This is a genomic window from Flaviaestuariibacter amylovorans, from assembly GCF_039541815.1.
In the GTDB taxonomy this organism is placed as follows: Bacteria; Bacteroidota; Bacteroidia; order Chitinophagales; family Chitinophagaceae; genus Flavisolibacter; species Flavisolibacter amylovorans.
In genome coordinates this window covers 407,993-426,731 of sequence record NZ_BAABGY010000016.1, presented here as the reverse complement: position 1 = coordinate 426,731, position 18,739 = coordinate 407,993, and the positions used below count along the sequence as shown (strand labels likewise).

12 protein-coding genes are annotated in these 18,739 nt (G+C 61.6%); 9 read left to right on the top strand and 3 right to left on the bottom strand.

Annotated elements, in window-relative coordinates:
• The first annotated feature begins 22 nt into the window (after window positions 1-22).
• Complete coding sequence (locus ABD937_RS21520; protein WP_345258036.1) at window positions 23-7,771, top strand: CARDB domain-containing protein; 7,749 nt, start codon at window positions 23-25, stop codon at window positions 7,769-7,771.
• 330 nt (window positions 7,772-8,101) lie between these two features.
• On the opposite strand, the gene ABD937_RS21515 is transcribed toward ABD937_RS21520, so the two are convergent.
• The gene (locus ABD937_RS21515) at window positions 8,102-8,392 is read right to left on the bottom strand and encodes a hypothetical protein (protein WP_345258035.1); all 291 of its coding nucleotides are present in this window, start codon (window positions 8,390-8,392) and stop codon (window positions 8,102-8,104) included.
• A gap of 289 nt (window positions 8,393-8,681) precedes the next feature.
• Here ABD937_RS21515 and ABD937_RS21510 point away from each other — a divergent pair, with 289 nt between their 5' ends.
• The 3 genes from ABD937_RS21510 to ABD937_RS21500 all read left to right on the top strand — a co-directional run bounded on the left by ABD937_RS21510 (window position 8,682) and on the right by ABD937_RS21500 (window position 13,255).
• The gene (locus tag ABD937_RS21510; RefSeq protein ID WP_345258034.1) at window positions 8,682-11,015 is read left to right on the top strand and encodes an ATP-dependent helicase; all 2,334 of its coding nucleotides are present in this window, start codon (window positions 8,682-8,684) and stop codon (window positions 11,013-11,015) included.
• A 258-nt stretch (window positions 11,016-11,273) separates the two neighbouring features.
• Entirely contained in the window at window positions 11,274-11,981 is a 708-nt protein-coding gene (locus tag ABD937_RS21505) for a hypothetical protein (protein WP_345258032.1), read from the top strand.
• A gap of 119 nt (window positions 11,982-12,100) precedes the next feature.
• The gene (locus tag ABD937_RS21500) at window positions 12,101-13,255 is read left to right on the top strand and encodes a DUF4268 domain-containing protein (RefSeq protein ID WP_345258031.1); all 1,155 of its coding nucleotides are present in this window, start codon (window positions 12,101-12,103) and stop codon (window positions 13,253-13,255) included.
• Between the two features lie 401 nt (window positions 13,256-13,656).
• On the opposite strand, the gene ABD937_RS21495 is transcribed toward ABD937_RS21500, so the two are convergent.
• A complete protein-coding gene (locus ABD937_RS21495) occupies window positions 13,657-14,211 on the bottom strand; it encodes a hypothetical protein (RefSeq protein ID WP_345258030.1) in 555 nt (184 codons plus the stop codon).
• 202 nt (window positions 14,212-14,413) lie between these two features.
• Here ABD937_RS21495 and ABD937_RS21490 point away from each other — a divergent pair, with 202 nt between their 5' ends.
• Both ABD937_RS21490 and ABD937_RS21485 read left to right on the top strand, forming a co-directional pair.
• A complete protein-coding gene (locus tag ABD937_RS21490) occupies window positions 14,414-15,223 on the top strand; it encodes a hypothetical protein (RefSeq protein ID WP_345258029.1) in 810 nt (269 codons plus the stop codon).
• Window positions 15,220-15,645 carry a VOC family protein gene (locus ABD937_RS21485; RefSeq protein ID WP_345258028.1) on the top strand — a complete coding sequence of 142 codons (426 nt, stop codon included), beginning with the start codon at window positions 15,220-15,222 and terminating at the stop codon, window positions 15,643-15,645. The genes ABD937_RS21490 and ABD937_RS21485 overlap by 4 nt, the downstream gene beginning before the upstream one ends.
• A gap of 153 nt (window positions 15,646-15,798) precedes the next feature.
• On the opposite strand, the gene ABD937_RS21480 is transcribed toward ABD937_RS21485, so the two are convergent.
• Window positions 15,799-16,071, bottom strand: a complete 273-nt coding sequence (locus ABD937_RS21480; RefSeq protein ID WP_345258027.1) for a hypothetical protein — start codon at window positions 16,069-16,071, stop codon at window positions 15,799-15,801.
• Window positions 16,072-16,145: 74 nt separating this feature from the next.
• Here ABD937_RS21480 and ABD937_RS21475 point away from each other — a divergent pair, with 74 nt between their 5' ends.
• The 3 genes from ABD937_RS21475 (at window position 16,146) to ABD937_RS21465 (ending at window position 18,738) form a co-directional block, all read left to right on the top strand.
• Window positions 16,146-16,946: a hypothetical protein gene (locus ABD937_RS21475; RefSeq protein WP_345258026.1), complete on the top strand. Its 801-nt coding sequence runs from the start codon at window positions 16,146-16,148 to the stop codon at window positions 16,944-16,946.
• Between the two features lie 121 nt (window positions 16,947-17,067).
• The gene (locus ABD937_RS21470) at window positions 17,068-17,874 is read left to right on the top strand and encodes a DUF1963 domain-containing protein (RefSeq protein ID WP_345258025.1); all 807 of its coding nucleotides are present in this window, start codon (window positions 17,068-17,070) and stop codon (window positions 17,872-17,874) included.
• A gap of 387 nt (window positions 17,875-18,261) precedes the next feature.
• The gene (locus ABD937_RS21465) at window positions 18,262-18,738 is read left to right on the top strand and encodes a hypothetical protein (RefSeq protein ID WP_345258024.1); all 477 of its coding nucleotides are present in this window, start codon (window positions 18,262-18,264) and stop codon (window positions 18,736-18,738) included.
• The last annotated feature ends 1 nt before the right edge of the window (window position 18,739 follow it).

Genomic DNA, 18,739 nt, shown 5'->3' with positions numbered 1-18,739 from the left:
CGTCAAGGTTAAACTCACACCTATGTTTCGCTACCTGAATCAGGCAGGGGCCCGACTGCGTCTTGCAGCCGTCCTGCCGCTACTACTCATGGGCCTGCTGGTGCAGGCGCAGTCCAACATCAGCCGCGTGGAATACTACGTGGATGCGGACCCCGGCACCGGCGCCGCCACCGCCTTGCCGGTGACGCCGGCCACGCAGCTTCCCGGCCTCTCCATTCAACTAGACCCCGCCAGCCTGTCCCCTGGTGTACACGTGCTGGGCGCCAGGGCCCGCGACGAGCAGGGAAGCTGGAGCCTGGCGCACCGCTGGCTCTTTTTCAAACCTTATTCAGGGAGCGGCACCGCTGCGCCCGTACCCGACCTCGTGTACGCTGAATATTACATCGATACGGATCCCGGCTTCGGCGCGGCCACACCCGTAGCCGTGAGCGGCGCTGCCGTGCCGGCGCTCAGCATACCCGTCGACCCCGCCACGCTGGCTCCCGGCGTGCACGTGTTCGGCTTCCGCGCCCGCGACGCGCAGGGCGCCTGGAGCCTCTCGCACCGCTGGCTGTTCTTCAAGCCGTATAGCGGCAACGTGGTGGCGACGCCCGCTCCGCAGCTCAGCGCCGCCGAATACTTCATCGACACCGACCCCGGCTACGGCCAGGGCATTCCCGTTTCGGTGAGTGGCACCGATAGGACGGGCCTGCTCGTCAACATCGACCCCGGAACGCTCACGAGCGGGGTGCACAAGTTCGCCTTCCGCACGCGCGATGCGGCCGGTAGCTGGAGCCTCACACAGGAGTGGCTGTTCTTCAAGCCCTTCAGCGGCAACGTGGCCGCGGCCCCGCGCCCGCAACTCGTGCAGCTCGAATATTATATCGACAACGACCCCGGCCGCGGTCTCGCCACGCAGGTGGCCCTCCCCGCCGGCACCGACGTGTCGCAGCTCGCGATCCCCGTATCGCTCAACGGGCTTACGGCGGGCTCGCACCGCTTTTATGCCCGCGCCAAAGACGCTGCCGGCAACTGGAGCCTCGTGAACCACTTCGACTTCACCGTGCCGCCTGCCTTCGACCAGACCATCACGATCAGCAGCGCAGTGCCCACGATGTTGTGCGTAAACACGCCGTTCAACGTCGCCTTTACTGCCACCGGTACCTATAGCCCCACGAACGTGTTCCGCGTGCAGCTGAGCGACGCGTCGGGCTCCTTCGCCAACCCCACCGTGATCGGCACCGCCGCCGGCACGGGCAGCGGTGCCATCCAGGCGGCCCTTGCGAGCAACACGCCCGGCGGCCTGCACTACCGCATCCGCGTGGTGGCTTCGGATCCGGAGCTCATCTCCGCCGACAACGGGCAGGACATCAAGGTAGGCTTCACCGCCGCCCTCGCCTGTCCCGCGCCCATCACCGTGAATGCCGCCCCCGGCGCCTGCTCCGCCATCGTGAACTTCGCGGCTACGAGCGACAGCAGCGTCACCTATTCGCACCAGCCCGGCTCGGCCTTCCCCGTGGGTACTACCTGGGTAACGGCCCTTGTGACCAACGAATGCGGCGGCACCTCCTGTGCGTTCACTATTACCGTGAACGACGTGACGCCCCCGGTAGCCATCACCCGCAACATCAGCGTCACCCTTGATGGCAGCGGCAACGCCAGCATCACGGGCGCCGACGTCAACGACGGCTCCACCGACAACTGCGGCATCGCTTCGATGACCGTGACCCCGAACCAGTTCACGGCCGCGCAGCTCGGCGCCAACACGGTAACCCTTACGGTGACCGATGCGTCGGGCAACAGCAGCACGGCCACGGCCACGGTAACCGTGCAGCAGGCCGTATATGTAACGGTACAGGCCACGGCCACCACCTGCGGCAACGATAACGGCTCGGTAACGGCCGTACCGCAGGGCGGCACCCCCCCGTATTCCTACGTATGGAGCAACGGCGCTACTACATCGTCGCTTACGAACCTCGCCGCCGGCACCTACACCGTTACGATCACCGACGCCGCCGGCCGCACGGCCACGGCCTCCGGAACGGTAGCGGCCTCTTCCGTGCCTGCGCCCCCGGTGATCTCCGAGAGCGGCAGCACGCCCCTCTGTGCCGGTCATACCGTAACGCTCACGTCGTCGCTCGCCGACAGCTACCTGTGGTCTACGGGTGCCACCACGCGCAGCATCACGGTTTCGGCTTCCGGTATTTATACGGTGACGGCTACCTTCAATGGCTGCTCTTCGTCGGCCTCCAAAACGGTGACCTTCGGATCGAATCATGCCCCGGTGCTTTCCTTCACCGGCGCTTCTTCCTTCGTGAGCTCCGTGATGAGCCCGGCTTCGGGCACGCCCACGAGCAACTACCGCTTCGAGGTGCGCTATACCGATGCCGATGGCGACGGGCCGCAATCCAACACCATCAAGCTGCTCCTCGACTTCGAAGGCAACGGCGTGTTCACCAATGGCGGCGACCGCACCTTCTACCTCACGGAGAAGGACGCCGCCGACCAGAATACGGCTGATGGCAAGGACTACTATTTCGTGACCAACGCGCTCCCCGCGTCGGCCACCTGGCAAACGACCATTTCCGCTACCGATATGAACGGCTGCAGCACCTCCTTCGGTCCCTTCAACGGGCCGGTAGTGCAGCCGCGCGTAGACGTGTCGATCTTCGCCAACGACATCACGTTCTCGAACCCGAACCCGGCCCCGGGCGCACCGCTGACGGTGACCGCCACGATCCGCAACAACTCGGGTCGCGATGCGGGCAATTTCACCGTGCGCCTCGTAAACCAGAACGATGCCGGTACCACGTTCCCCGACATCACCGTGCCCTTCCTTTCGGGCAACAGCGGCGTCACGCAGGTGAGCTGGACGATCACCACGCCCCCGGTGGCGATGTGGTGCCCGATGCAGGTATTCATCGACCACGGCAACGTGCTGGATGAAGTGAACGAGCTCGATAACCAGGCGATCCGTCCCTTCGTGAACGGCGACTTCCAGCTGCCGGGCGACATCGCCATCACGGCTGCCCCGAGCCCCGCCACCATCCAGAGCAGCGGCGCCATCTCCTTCTCCGGTACGGCCTGGTACCGCAATACCGCCGTGCAGCTCCTCGACTCCACCTGCGCGGGCGCTACCGTAACGGTGAAGATCCTCGAGACCGGCCAGACCCGCTCCGTGTTCACCAACTCGCTCGGCGACTACGTGGCCTCGTTCCAGCATGGTCCCGCCACGCCGGGTACCTACCATGTGCAGGTGACCATCACCGACTTCACGCTCGACGGCGATACGACCACGCAGTTTGTGGTGGTGATCCCGCCGGCCTGCACGGCTCCCGACCTCGTGTCGAAGGTGACGCTGAGCGCCGGCACCATCCAGCCGCAATACCCGGCCTACAATACCCGCTACATCGTGGTGGGGCAGTCGCTGACCGGTACGGCTACCACTACCAACCAGGGTAATGCTGCCGCCGGCGCCCACGAGCTGCACGTCCAGCTTCCGGAAGGCACGCCGGTGCCCGGCCCGTTTGCGGTGCCCGCGCTCGCGGTGAATGCCACGGAGACCTTCGCGCTGCCGTCGATGCAGTTCAACAGCATCGGCAGCACGTACATCCGTACGGTGGCCGACGGTACCAATACGGTAGCCGAGCTGTGCAGCAGCAGCGAGTCGAACAACAACGACCTGCAGCACATCGTAGTACTGCCGGCGCAGCCCGACATCGCGCCCTCGAGCCACGGCTCCTACATCCATGCCAGCCAGTGCGGCACCTTCCCGGGCGTATCCTTCACGGTGCGCAACCTCGGAGGCCTGCCCACAGGCGCCTTCAACGCCCGCCTCACGGTGCTGCACAACGGCAACGTAGAGACGGTGCTGAACCAGGTGGTGTCGAACATCAACCCGCTGTGGGAAACGCAGGTGTCGTTCAACTACACCTACACCGGCTTCACGGGTGTGTATACCTTCCAGCTGCAGTGCGACGTGCCCAACGCGGTGGCGGAGCACAACGAAAGCAACAATGCGGCGTCGTTCCAGGTGCAGGTGAACGCCTGCCAGCCCGACCTCACGGTGTATGGCTGCGGCAACATCGACGTAACGCCCGCTGACCCGGCCCATCCCGGCAATATCGGCATCACGGCCATGCTCGTGAACAGCGGCTCCGTGCCGGTGAGCGGTCCCATCCGTGTCGACTTCAACGTGGCCGGCTCGGTGCACAGCACCCTCTTCAACGGCACGCTTGCGCCCGGATCCTCGGCGCCGGTAACCATAACGGTGCCCGCACCTGCCCATGGCAACAACCTCCTCACGGTGACTGTGGACGCCGCGCATAGCCTCGGCGAAAGCAACGAGAACAACAACGTCGTGACCGAGAAGCTGTGCTGGGATTTCGCCGTCACCAATGCCTCCTGCAACGGCGGCGTGTACATCAACGGCCGCCAGACGATCGGGCAGCCGGTGACGATGGCCACGGGCCTGCTCAACTACGGCCTTTACAAGGCCACGGCGGCTGGCGTCCGGTTCGAAGTAAGCGGCCCCGGCATCGCCGGCTGGCTGAACCTCGGCACCGTGACGACGCCGATCGCGAACATTTGCGCCTGCCCCCTGGGCGTGCGCCTGCCCAACCCCTACGTGTTCACGCAGACCGGTCAGTACATGGTGCGTATCACCGCCGACCCCACCGGTAGTTATACGGAGTGCAACGAGGCCAACAACGTGATCCTCGTGCCCGTGAACGTGGTGCTCCCGATGCCCGACTACCTGACGCGCTCGGAATACATCGCGCCCTCGAAGCTGAACCCGGATCTTGACGAACCCATCACGATCGATATCTCCTACCGTAACGGGGGCGCCGGCAGCACCGACTCGCTGACGGTGTACAGCCAGGTGAACAACGACCCGCACGACTCCGTGCGTGCCGAGGGCCTCGCCACCGGCAACCTGAGCACCGTGCATATGAGCCAGCCCTGGTCTTCCCCGCTCCGCGGCATCCACGTGATCCGCGCGGTGGTGGACCGCCATGGCGAGATCGCGGAAACCGACGAGCTCAACAACGAGGCCACCCGCGCCATTGTGGTGGGTAAGGCACCCAATATCGTGGTGGACACGGTGGAGGTGAACAACCGCATGCCCGCCCCCGGCCAGACGGTGCACATCGTGGCCCGCATGCGCAACAACGGCTACCAGGACCTCGGCGCCACGTTCAAGCTGCTTTATGTGAACGACGCCGGCCAGGAAGTGCTGATCACGCAGCGCGCCATCTCCGTGGATTCGGCCGGTGCCCTCGAAGTGAGCGCCAACTGGCGCGTCACCGACGCCTACACCCGCATCATTGCCCGCGTGGTGGACGGCGACCCGATGGAGTTTGAGCTGAGCGACAACGAGACCGCGGCCCCCATCGGGCAGATGAGTCTCGCAACGAGCAGCGCTCCCGCTTCCTGCAACACGGCTGCCGACGGCATTGCCCGCGTAACGATCACGGGCGGACAGGCTCCCTTCAACCGGATGTGGAGCAACGGCGCCACGGGCGACTCCATCGCCGTAGCTCCCGGTACGTATATCGTAACGGTATCCGATGCTGCCGGCGCCGTGCTCACCGACACCGTAACCGTGGTTGCCCTCACGGCCGACTGCCGCAGCCTCACGACGCAGGTGCCTGCCGCAGGCCTTTGCGCCGGCAGCACCCTGACGGTGAACTATGTGGCCACCGGCACGTTCGGGGAAGCCAACAGCTTCGTGGCCCAGCTCTCCGATGCATCGGGCTCCTTCGCAGCGCCCGTAATCATCGGCCAGGGCAACGGCGGCTCGCTCACGGCCACGATCCCGGCCGCTACGGCCCCGGGCACCGGTTACCGCATCCGTGTGGTGGCCACCGACCCGGCCTTCGAAGGCACCGACAACGGCAGCAACCTGGTACTGGCCCTGCCCGCTACGGCTTCCATCGCCTACAGCGGCTCGCCCTATTGCGCCACCGGCCTCGCTTCGGTGACGCTTACCGGCACCACCGGAGGGGTCTATTCAACAACGGCCGGGCTGAGCCTCCATGCCGCTACGGGTGCGATCAACCTGAATGCGTCTGCTCCGGGCACCTACACCGTGACCTATACCCTTGCCGCCGCAGGCTCCTGCCCGCCCGTGCAGGCAACGGCCACAGTGGTCATCAACGCGCTGCCCTCGGTTAGCCCCGTGCCCAACCAGGTGGTCTGCGCCGGAAGCACGGTGGGCGCCATCGCCTTCTCGGGCATGGGTACCTCCTATACCTGGGTCAACGACAACCCGTCGATCGGGCTGCCTGCTTCGGGTGCGGGTACTATCCCTGCCTTTACGGCGCTCAATGCGGGCACGACCACGCAGGTGGCCATCATTACGGTGGCCGCCAACACGGGCGGCTGCGCCTCCAAGCTGATGACGTTCCGGATTTCCGTGAAGCCGGCACCGACGGTAGATGCCGTAGCGGGCAGTGCGCTCTGCGCCGGTTCGCTCAGCACACCGGTGGCCTTCAGCGGAAACATCGCCGGCACCACCTATTCGTGGACGAACGACAATACCGCCACCGGTCTTGCCACGGCAGGCACGGGCAATATCCCTGCCTTCGTAGCCGTCAACAATACCGGCAGCACGCAGGTGTCGACGGTAACGGTTACGCCGGTGAGCGGCGGCTGCGCGGGTACGCCTGCCACCTTCACCCTCACGGTGACGCCCTCGGCCGGCACGATCGCCTACCCCGCCTCGCCCTACTGCCCGGCAGGCCATGCCGCCGTGCAGCGCTCGGGCTCGGCGGGCGGTACGTTCACCGCTCCCGCAGGCCTCGCGCTCGATGCCACCACCGGTGAGGTGAACCTGGCCCACTCGCAGCCCGGCACCTACACGGTTGCCTACACGGTGGGCGTGGGCGGTGGCGGTTGCGCCCAGGTGGCCACCACCACGATCAGCATCAGCGCAGCCACTACGGTGAATGCGATCCCCAACGCGGTGTACTGCGCCGGCGAGGCGGTTCCGGCCCTCCCGTTCAGCGGCACGGCCTCCGGCTACTCCTGGACGAACTCCGACCCCTCGATCGGCCTCCCCGCTTCCGGCACGGGCACGAGCCTCCCGGCCTTCGCGGCCACGAACAACGGCAGCAGTGCGGTAACGGCCGGCATTACGGTGACGCCGCTCGGAAGCGGTGGCTGCCCCAGCGGCAAGCCGTTCACCTTCCGCATCACGGTGCAGCCGCGCCTAGTGGTGACCGCCATCGCCGACCAGCTTTATTGCACGGGCGTGACGGCCGCAGCGGTCTCCTTCTCGGCCAACGTGCCGGGCGCAGCGTACACCTGGAGCCGCACACCGGCCGCCATCGGCCTTGCCGCCACCTCGGGCAGGGGCAGCATCCCCGCCTTTGTGACGCAGAATGCCACGGCATCCACCCTAACCTCCACGGTGACGGTGACCGCCACGGCCAACAAGTGCGTGTCGGCACCCGTGAGCTTCCAGTACGGGGTCGCCAACTGCATCGCGCAGCAAGGCGGCAACGGCAGCGCCGAAGCAGCGGCCCGTACGGCCGTACTGCTGTCGAAGCTCGTGCTGGGGCCGAACCCCACCCAGGGCCGGGCGACGCTTTTCCTGGATGCAAAGTCAACGGGTACCTACACGGTGCGTGTGCTCGATGCAGGGGGCATTCCCGTGGCGCGGCCCGCTACCTTCAGTGGCAGCAGCTACACGCTCGACCTTACGGGCCTGTCCGCGGGCACCTACCTGGTGCAGGTGGCGGACGCCCGCAGCGGCGAGCAGGTGCAGCGGAAGCTCGTGAAACTGTAGACCGGCATTCGGATATAGAAAGCCCCGGCAAACCTGCCGGGGCTTTTTTGTGGCATGTCGAAAAGGAAACAGTGAGTGTCGCATGTCGGGGTGTTCGATTTCCCCACCAGCCCACGGCTTCAGCCGTGGGTTTTCGAATTCAACCAGCCCATGGCTTCAGCCATGGGGGGAAGAACAAGGAACAGGGAACAAGGAACAGGGAATAAGGAACAAGGAACGGGGAACAGGGAACGGGGAACAGGGGCAGGATCCAAATCAACGGACGTACCGACGCGTCATGACGCGTCGCTTTGTTGGAACAGCGAACAGGAAGGGCTTGCCGGGAGAAGGCTAGATGCTTGTCGCCAGCACGAAAAAGGCATAGAAGAAGATCGCCGTGGGGATGGCCGCGAGGCCGAAGGCGAGGCGCACGTAGCGGCGCGGATCGGGCATATACTCCTCGTAAAAGGCCATGAGGCCCGCGCTGATGGCGTAGGCGTTGCCGAACACGAAGAAACCGAGGGCATCGACCCAATAGGTGCGCCAGTCGTACATAACGGACGTAAGCGAGAAGATGCAGACGAGCAGGACGCTGAACAGGGCCATACAGAGGGCATAGAAGCGGAGGTTGAGCTGGACCATGGCGTTAAGGTACGGTGGCCGGCGGGTGCGTCCGCGGGAAAAAACACAGAAAATCGTGGGTTTTTTCCCATGGCCCGGCAGCGCCCGCTCCCTACCTTACGCCCCTGCGACGCGGCGCCCCGGCTCCTGGCGCTCTTAAAATTTTAAGCTACATTTTTTAGCAGGGCCGGCCCCGGAGGCGTACCTTGCAAGGCCATTTGGATTTCAGATTTGTGATTTCGGATGTCAGATTTCTTTTCTGACCGACCTAGCCAAAATCTGAAATCACACATCTGAAATCTGAAATCTCATGAACGATTACCTGAAGGGTTTGAACGAGCGGCAGCGGGAAGCGGTAATGACCACCGAAGGGCCGCTGATGATCGTGGCCGGCGCCGGCTCGGGCAAGACCAAAGTACTGACCACCCGCATCGCCCACCTCATGGCGAAGGGTGTGGATTCCTTTAATATCCTGGCCCTTACGTTCACCAATAAGGCGGCGGCCGAAATGAAGGAGCGCGTGGAGCACATCCTCGCCAACCGCGAGGCCCGCAACCTCTATATCGGCACCTTCCACTCCGTGTTCGCCCGCATCCTGCGCGCCGAGGCCCACCGCATCGGCTACCCCAACGCCTTTACGATCTACGATACCGATGACGCCAAGAGCGTGGTGAAGGCCGTGACCGGCGAGCTCAATCTCGACGTGCAGCACTACAAGCCCAACCAGGTCTACAACCGCATCTCCGGCGCCAAGAACGCCCTCGTGAGCCCGCGCGAATACCTCGTGGATCACCACATCCAGCAGGAAGACATGCGCTCGAACCGCCCCATGATCGGGCAGATCTACGACGCCTACGCGAAGCGCTGCTTCAAGAACGGCGCGATGGACTTCGACGACCTCCTGTACAAATTCTACGAGCTGCTCAAGAACTTCCCCGAGGTGCTGCACAAGTACCAGCACAAGTTCAAGTACATCATGATCGATGAGTACCAGGATACCAACCCCGCGCAGTACGAGGTGATCAAGCTCCTCGGCGCGGCGCACGAGAACGTGTGCGTAGTGGGCGACGACGCGCAGTCGATCTACTCCTTCCGCGGCGCCACCATCCAGAACATCCTGCAGTTCCAGAAAGACTACGACGACGCCAAGGTGATCAAGCTGGAGCAGAACTACCGCTGCACGCAGAACATCCTGGCCATCGCCAACGAGGTGATCAAGCAGAACAAGGGGCAGATTCCCAAGACGCTCTTCACCGAAAATGAAACCGGCGAGAAGATCAAGCTCGTGCGCACCATGACCGACAACGACGAGGGCAAGTTCATCGCCGACGCCATCCAGGAGCTGCGCCTGCGCAACCACTACACCAACAAGGACGTGGCGATCCTCTACCGCACCAACGCGCAGAGCCGCTCGTTTGAAGAAAGCCTGCGCCGCCACAACATTCCATACACCATCTTCGGCGGCATCTCGTTCTACCAGCGGAAGGAGATCAAGGACTATATCGCGTACCTGCGCCTCATCGTAAACCCGAAAGACGAGGAAGCGCTGAAGCGCATCATCAACTACCCCATCCGCGGCATCGGCAAAACCTCCGTGGACCGCGCGCTGCTGGCTGCCAACGAGCGCGATATGTCGATGTGGGAAGTGCTGGAGCAGGCGGCTTACTTCGGCTTCAAGGGCGGCACGCTGACCTCGATCGAGGAGTTCGTGCTCATGATCAAGAGCTTCGCCTCGATGATCGACAAGCAGAACGCCTACGACATCGCCTTCCACGTGGGCAAGCAGACCGGCTTCGTGAAGGAGTTGTTCAACGACAAGAGCACCGAGGGTGTGCAGCGCTACGAGAACGTGCAGGAATTGCTCAACTCGATCAAGGAGTTCGTGGAGACGCCGACGAACGAGGAGAGCGGCGAGGTGGGCGACAAGAGTTTGTCTGCGTACCTGCAGCAGATCGTGCTCCTCACGGATAGCGACCAGAAAGACCCGAATGCCGATACGGTGAAGCTGATGACCATCCACGCCGCCAAGGGCCTCGAGTACCCGGTGGTGTTCCTGGGCGGGCTGGAGGAAGGCCTCTTCCCGAACCAAATGTCGCTCAACACGCGCGAGGAGCTCGAAGAGGAGCGCCGCCTGTTCTACGTGGCCATCACCCGCGCGAAGGGCCGGCTCTACCTTTCCTACGCCAACACGCGCTACCGCTTCGGCCAGCTGGTGCAAAGCGACCAGAGCCGCTTCATCAACGAGATCCCTGAGCAGTATTTAGATCATAGCTATGCCGGCGGCGGCGTCAAGAACCAGGGTTCCAAGTGGGGCCAGGGCTCCGCCTTCGAGCGGATGCAGCGCGGCTTCCCGCAGGGGGGCACACCGGCTTCGAAGAGCAGCGCACCGGAGAAAACGCACGTGGCGAGTCTTATTCAGAACAACAAGCCCAAAGAGGTAGCGCATACGCCGTCGGCCAACTTCGTGCCCTCCGACCCGGCCACGCTCGCCGAAGGCATGCGCGTGGAGCACCAGAAGTTCGGCTTCGGTACCGTGCAAAAGCTGGAAGGCTCTTCGCACAACCCCGTGGCCACGATCCTGTTCGAGCAGAACGGCGAGAAGAAGATCATGCTGAACTACGCGAAGCTGATGATCGTCAACTAGCACGCGGAAAGCGCGGAACACACGGAAAATAGAAAGAGCCCGTCACGAAGTGACGGGCTCTTTCATTGGGAAGACGCTGCACTCAATTCGGACCGGGCTTGCGGTTGCGTAGGTAAAACGCGGAAAGCGTCCTGCCTGCGGCAGGAAAAGCATTCGAACTATCGCGGGTTAGCCCCCACGGAGGTCATAGCGAGCGCAGCGAAGCAATCTCCGGTGTTACGCGGAGTGCTCACTTTCGGGTGGCCGTAACTTCACCTCATGGGCAATGGCAAATCTGTGGACTCCATCGGGGAATATCATTTCTATACGCCCGATGCGCATCGCTTCGCGGAGGAGATCGCACGGCGCTTTTCCTGCAACATCAAGCTCTCTTTTGCTGACATGACCGATGGCGGTCGCCTTGGCGAGCGTCCGGACGAGTATCTCGATTTCGGCCACGGCGTGGACGCGCGTATGTCGTATTGGCAAGGCGATTATGAAAGAAAGAGGGCACCCGGCCTCCTGTCGTGCAGCTATGATCTTTACCTGCCCGATGCCTTTCGGTACAGCGAAGCCCTCGACTTCGAGTTCTTCGAGAACGGCCTCTTTACGCTCGACTTCCTGGAGTACGACTCCCTATGGCGCTCATTTATAGACCGAATTCGCGGCCGCCACGAGTGGGAGCGGCGGCCGCGCGTAGAGGTGATAGAAGACTTGCAGGCGGTACGCGCACATTACCTTCCTTTTTACCGGATGCTGGACTGCTATGAAGTAACACTGCGCACCGACTATCCTTACGGGACGATCGAGCGATTCCTCTTTTCGCAGGCACCCGGCATGCGGAACACGTTGGCGGAGGTGCGGCAGAGCTTCGTGGAGGCCGATGGGGTGCAGTTATTCGATTTTTGCGCCGCACTTCAGGAGCCCGGCCTCATTCCGGAACGGCTTGATCCGTACCGGGTGGTGCTAAGCGACCATTGGGATTGATCTACCACTGATTGAAGCGGTAGATGCCGTTCATATTCCTTCGAACGATCTATCATTTCTTTTTACATTCGTTTTTCTTGGCGCGTATCTGCTATTAAGCTACCAAAACCACAACTGCTATGTTCGTTATCAACAAAGAAGCTAATACTATAACAGCCCTCGATCGAAAGACATTCTCTGACCTTGGATTTAAGGAAAGAGCACACCTGCAAGAGTGGATCGCAAAGAATCCGGATTGTTTGGGAGAGAGGTTGTTGATCATCCAAAAGGAGTTTAATGGGTTTCCTGATACTTACGAGCGTTTAGATTTGCTTGCATTGGATAAAAGCGGTAATCTGGTCGTCATCGAGAATAAACTTGATGATTCAGGCCGCGATGTGACATGGCAGGCATTGAAATATGCTTCTTATTGCAGCACGCTTACCAAGGAGGATATCCGTGGAATTTATCAAAGCTATCTGGATGCGCAGGGTGCAGGACAACAGGCTGTGGAAAAGCTGACCGAGTTTTTCGAAGATGCAGAATATAATGATTTGTTGCTCAATCAGCGCATGACGCAACGCATAATGTTAGTAGCCGCGAATTTTCGAAAAGAGGTCACGTCAACCGTACTGTGGCTGATGAACTTTAAGATTCAACTACAGTGTTTTAAGGTAACCCCATACGGATTGGGTGAGGATATCTTTTTAACACTTGATCAGATTATTCCGACAAAGGATGCGCAGGATTACCAAATTTCCATGGCCAACAAAGCACAAGAAGAAATCCACAGCGAGGAAGAAGTAAAGAACAGGCATCGGGTGCGCCTCGAATTTTGGGCCGCCCTATTGAAAGAGATAAAAGGCAAGTCACCGCTGTTTCAGAATTCGAACCCGACAAAAGACCACTGGCTGGTCGCGGGCGGAACAAATATCGCCGGCTTGTCATACCAATTCGTAGTCACGATGACGTATGCCGCCGTACTGTTCAACATTGGGCGTAGTTCCACGGAAGAAAACAAAATTTTATTCGACGCCCTGCAGCAACACAACGGCGCTATAGGCGCTTCATTTGCTGGTCCGTTGAATTGGGAGCGCCTGAGCGACAAGAAGAGTTCGCGTCTTTCCTTTGCGCTTACGGGCGTTAACTATTTCAACAAAGATGAGTGGCCAAAGATCATTGGATTTCTGGTGGAGAATATCAATAAACTTGAAGTCGCTACGAAACCGTACCTACCTGAGTTGAAAAAACTACTATCGAACACGGATACAGAAGGACCGGAAATATTATCTTGATTTGTTTCTTGTGACTTGTTGTTCCTTGGAATCAAACAAGGCTTTTGCATCTCGTGTATCACGTAAGGTCCCAAATTGAAATGATCTTTGGTATGGGTAGAAGATCCTCCGCGCGTCAAAGCGCGCCGGACAAACAATATTTCATTTGTTTCGTCGACCATCCTTCCTTCTGGCGTGGCAGTTCCGATATCTTGGTCGATGTGGTAGCCTTGCCGGTTGCCGCGGACTGAACCGCCACTACATCCCGGTATTGCGCGTGCGGCAAATTGCTGTACGCGGCGCATCTCCTGCCGCAGGCAGGAACCTGTTCCGCGTTTTCCCGGCCGCGTACAGGCAAGGGGCCGCCCACCGCATGCCCCTCCAAATATGCGACATCGTCCCATCGTACCTAACTGTATTCTTCAGCGTTTTCCGCGCTTTCCGCGTGCCACCTCCCCGTCGAGCCCCTTGAGGGCTTCCTCGATCCGGTCGGCGAGTGCATCGGCGCTTTCACCTTGGCGCGGCTCCAGGTTTTCGAGGGCGCCGGCCACGAGGCTCACCAGCGCGTTGTATTCCGCGAAGCGCTTCCGGAGCAGTACCTCATCATCCTGCTCCCAATAGTAGCCTTCGTCGTGGCATTCGAACTGGCTGCAGTATTTGCCCGAGAGGTGCCGCAGCAGCTTCACCACGGCCATGTGTGCTTCCACGCCCGCGTACTGCGTTTTCACGGAGATGTCGGTGCAGGGCTCCAGCTCGAACTGTAGTAATACGGGGGAGATGAACTCCGGTCCACGATGCACCGTGAAGAAGAGCGGCTCGCAGCCCTCGGGCCAGCAGCAGATGCCCCGCACGTTGGCGTCGTTGAAAATATGGTAGGTCCAGCCCAGCTCGGTGCAGATGGCTTCGACTTCGCTGACGAGTTCCGGTAATTGCGCCACGTCGCGGAGCGTGCCGCGGTAATGAAGTGCTAATCCCATAAGCGATGAGGAAACCGGTTTTCGTATGCCGGCTCCCGGGTATGAAGGTAGGATGCCGGCCCGGGCGGCTCCTAGAGAAAATCACCAGCAATTCATGGGAAAATTCCCCCTGCCTGCCGGTGTTTTTCCTTTGGAGGGCGATCGCAGGCCAAAGTAGTTTTGTGATGGCCGGTGCGGGTCCGGCCGCGTTCAAAACCATTCCATGCAACGGTATATCGTTCAATTGCTCGAAGACCTTGCGGAGGCCCGGCTCCGCGTGGCGGCCGACCTGGAAGCGCAGCCGCGCGAACACCTGTGGATCTCGGAGGAGGACGAGGCCGCACAGGCGCCCGGGCGCGACCTCGAAGCCTGGACCGGCATCGGCCGGGAGGCCCTGCCGCCACAGGAATTGCTCGACGACGCGCAGGTGCTGTTGCTCCTGAACGCGCTGGTGGCCCTGCTTGATGCCGCGAACTGCCTCTTCGTGATGCAGTTCTCCGTACCACCGCGCGTGCAGTACGAAGCGATCCGGCTCAACTTCCGCCAACGCGTTAAGCTGCAGGTGTACCATATGGGCTTCTTCGACCATTGTGGTCCCGATACGGAGCATCAGCGTTGCGCGCTCGGCGCCTGGTGTCACTGTGCTTATTTCGAGGAGTTGTTCGCCGGCTTCGTGCACGAAGACCTGACGCCGGAGGAGGAGCGCCGGAGGCGGCTGGCGGTGGAGATCGAATACCTGAAGCGCAAGCACGGCGACCGGTGGATGCGCTACTATCCCTACCACCTGGACCCCGACCACGATGATGCCTACGGCAATCCGTCAACTACGGGTGGGAGGACGACGATAACGACGAGGATGACTGGTGGCGGCGCTGACCGGTACGGCTTAAGGTTGACTCCCCTGCGATTACCTATCTTGCTGACGGCTTCCCGTTGGATGACCATACGTTACTTTACTGGCAGGTGCAAATTCCCAAGGGCAATAGTTGGAACGTCACCGGGAGTACGCCGCGTTTTCAAAACAGACCGATGACCCCGCACGCCACCTACCCCGCCACGCAGTTCCGCATCGCGCGGCCCACCCATCAACTCGACGCCGTAGTTGCTTTTTATACCGAAGGCCTCGGCCTGCCGCTGCTGTACCGTTTCGAGGCACATGCCGGCTACCGCGGCGCCATGATCGGGCTGCCGGGTGTTGGGCACCACCTCGAGTTCACGGAGCACGACGACGGAGCACCTTGCCCGGCGCCCTCGAAAGACAACCTGCTCGTGTTGTACTTCCCCGGCAGGCAGGAGCTGGACGTCATCAGCCGTCGCTTGGAAGACCACGGAGTGCGGCCGGTGGCGCCGGAAAATCCATACTGGGAAAAGAAGGGCCTTACGTTCGAGGATCCGGACGGGTGGCGCGTGGTGTTATTCGAAGGGAGCTTTGGAGGAGGAGGGAGAAGTACTTGAGTGCCCGAGGGGAAGAGGGTGATTACTGGATCAATCGAGTACATGAATACTTGATTGTCCGAGGGGAAGGTAGAATGTAGATTACCAAGGATGTTGGTTGGCCAATTCCCCACGCCATCTGACTGTTCGGGTATTCGCTTGTTCAGGTATTCCTTACGTGGTACTGCGGTTGGCATTGCCGGAGGGATGCTTGCCCGTTTCGCGGATCTTCTCGTGCAGGGCGATCTCGAGCTCGGTGAGGTCGTGGCGCACTTCCCGCACCGCCTCCCAGGGCGCACCGTCGAGGAGGGCGACTTTCAGTTTTTCGGCCGTCTGCCGGTGGAGCGCCCGCAGCGTCTCCAGTTCGAGGGCCAATAGTTTCGTGTGATCCATGGGCGAGAAGGTGAGCGATGTACTACGGAAGGGCTCCAAGAACGATACCGGCATCCGTGAACGATTTGCTAATTCGGCGAAGCCGCCACCTGCGCACCTTATCGCAGCGCCCATTATCTTAGGGTACTATGAGCCGCCTGTTCCTCCTCCTACTGTTGCTTGCCGCCTGCAGCGGCCCTTCCACCGACCCGGAGCCGCGCCCGGCTGCCGACAGCAGCGCAGCCCGTCCGCCCGCAACGGCGCCGCGCGATCCGGAAACGGCCGATCTGCACGCCTGGAGCGGTACCCTCGGCGGGCGCGTGCCCGTGCTGCTGCAGTTTGCCGTGCACGACTCGGTGGTACGGGGCAGCATCCTGTACCAGCGTAGCAAGGAACGGAAGCCCATCCTGCTCCTCGGTCACCTCGAGCCGGAGGGCTACCGCCTCTTCGAGTTCGCGCCCGACGGCAGCGTCACCGGCATCCTGCTGGGAAAGATGACCGGCAGCAGCTTCGACGGCACCTGGCACGACCCGGGCAGCGAGCGCGCCCTGCCCTTTGCGCTGGCGCCCTCCGACAGCGGAATGCTCGTATCCGCACCCCGCCCTGTTACCGGCGCGGCGGCCGGGGGCAGCTACGCGTACAGCTTCGGCGAAACAGGGGCGGCAGGCGGTATCGATGTAACCGTTGCGGGCGACAGTGCCCGCTTCGACATCAACTGCGTCACGCGGGGCCCCGCCCATAACATTGCGGATCTGCAGACGGGCCCGCTGCCGCTGAAGGGCAACAGCCTTATCTATGCCGATCCAGCGACACCTGGCTGCCGCTTCCGCATCCGTTTCTATGAAGGCTTCCTCGTGATCGATTACCTCGAAAGCCAGTATGATTGCGGCTTCGGTCACAACGCCACGGTGGAGGGCATCTTTCTGCGTACGGGCGATGTGAGCAAGTGAGCGGGTGAGCAGATGAGCGGGTGAGCAGGTGAGCGGGTGAGTGGGTGAGCCGTTTAACGTAGCATTCTTGCCTGCGGGAACGCTTTCTTCCGATAACTTCAGACGCCAAACTTCAAACGCCATGAATCTCTGGAAAAAATGGTTCGGCCCCCGGGAGCCGAAGAACGATCCGCCGGCCGCCCCGGAGGACCTATCCAACGAAGAACGCGCGGCCCGCGCGCTGGCGCAGCTCGAGCCCTTCAAACGAACGGCCTACCTGCCCCGCACCGAGGAAGTGCCGCCCGCCTTCTCGGAGCACTCGAAGTTTGGCGGCTATCCCTACCTGCGCGATGCCGCCGACTGGCCCCGCTGCCCGCACTGCGGCCGCCACCTGCAGCTGTTCCTGCAGCTCGACGCGCGCCGGCTGCCGCCGATGGGCGGCAAGGGCCTCATCCAGCTGTTCTACTGTACCACCAACCGGCCCGATGGTCTGCACTGTGAGTACGACTGCAACGCCTATGAGCCCTTTTCCAAAAGCGTGGTGGCGCGACGCATCGACGTCGGGGGCCCTTCGGCAGCCACGGAGCCCGATCTCGACGAGGTGTTTCCCGAGCGCCGCATCACCGGGTGGACGGCCGCCGACGATTACCCGCACTACGAGGAGCATGAGGCACTGGGACTAATGATCGATGATGACGATTACGAGGTGCTGGAGTCGGAGGTGGAAAAGGGGGTCCCGCTGGCGGGCGATAAGCTCTATGGGTGGCCGTTGTGGGTGCAGTCGGAAGAATATCCCTACGACCGGCAGACCGGCAAGCGCATGGAGCTGCTGTTCCAGATCGACTCCGAAGTGAACCTGCCTTATATGTTCGGCGACTCCGGCATCGGGCACCTCACGGTAAGCCCCGACAACGACGGCGAGCTCGCCTTTGCCTGGGCCTGCCATTGAGGGCGGCAATCGGCAATCGGTAATGGAGTTCCCTGGCTTCTTTTTTCAAAGGCTTAAGAGGCTGTTTGAATTGATGTACAGGCCGGCCAGGCCGCCAGCGGCCTATTTCGCGCGGCGACGCAGCGCCCCGAAGCTTCGGGGGGCGGCGCAGCGAACTAGCAATGGGCTGACAAATCTTCCCTGCATTTCATCGTCGCGCCGTCGCGTCGTTGCGCCCCCCGAAGCTTCGGTGGCGTGCTAAGGCCGCTGGCGGCCGTCCATGTCAGGATTCTCAGAAACCACCATTATTCCAACAGCCTCTAAGAAGAGTATGCGCCGCATGTTGAGCTGAAGTTCATGGGTGACCTTTTCCCGATTCCCGATTCCCGATTCCCGTAGCTTTACGCGATGCACCGAATGCTCCTCCTCCTGCTTCTTGCCTCCGCCACGGCCTTTGCGCCGGGACCCCGGTATAAGGAGTATTGCAACGGGCGCTTCGGCTTCTGTGTGCCCTATCCTGCCGATTTCCGGAAAGAGCGGCCTGCCGACAATGGTGGGGGCAACGAATTCACCGCGCCCGACGGTAAAGCCACCGTATTTGCCTGGGGGATGCTGGCACTCGAGGAATTCGGGACGCCCGCAAGCTATTTCAACCTGGCGTCCACCGATGTGCAGGTGACCTATAAAGTACTACGGCCCGACGGCTTTATCTTTTCCGGGATCGACAAGGAGGGAAATATCGTGTACCAGAAAACGGTGCGCCGGTTGATCAACTATTTCGGCGATGCGGGCACGCCCGCCTACCAGCACCTCCGGATCCGCTACCCGGCTGCGCAAAAGGCCCGCTATGCCGCCTATTGTGCCCTCATCGCAAAAAGCCTGTAAC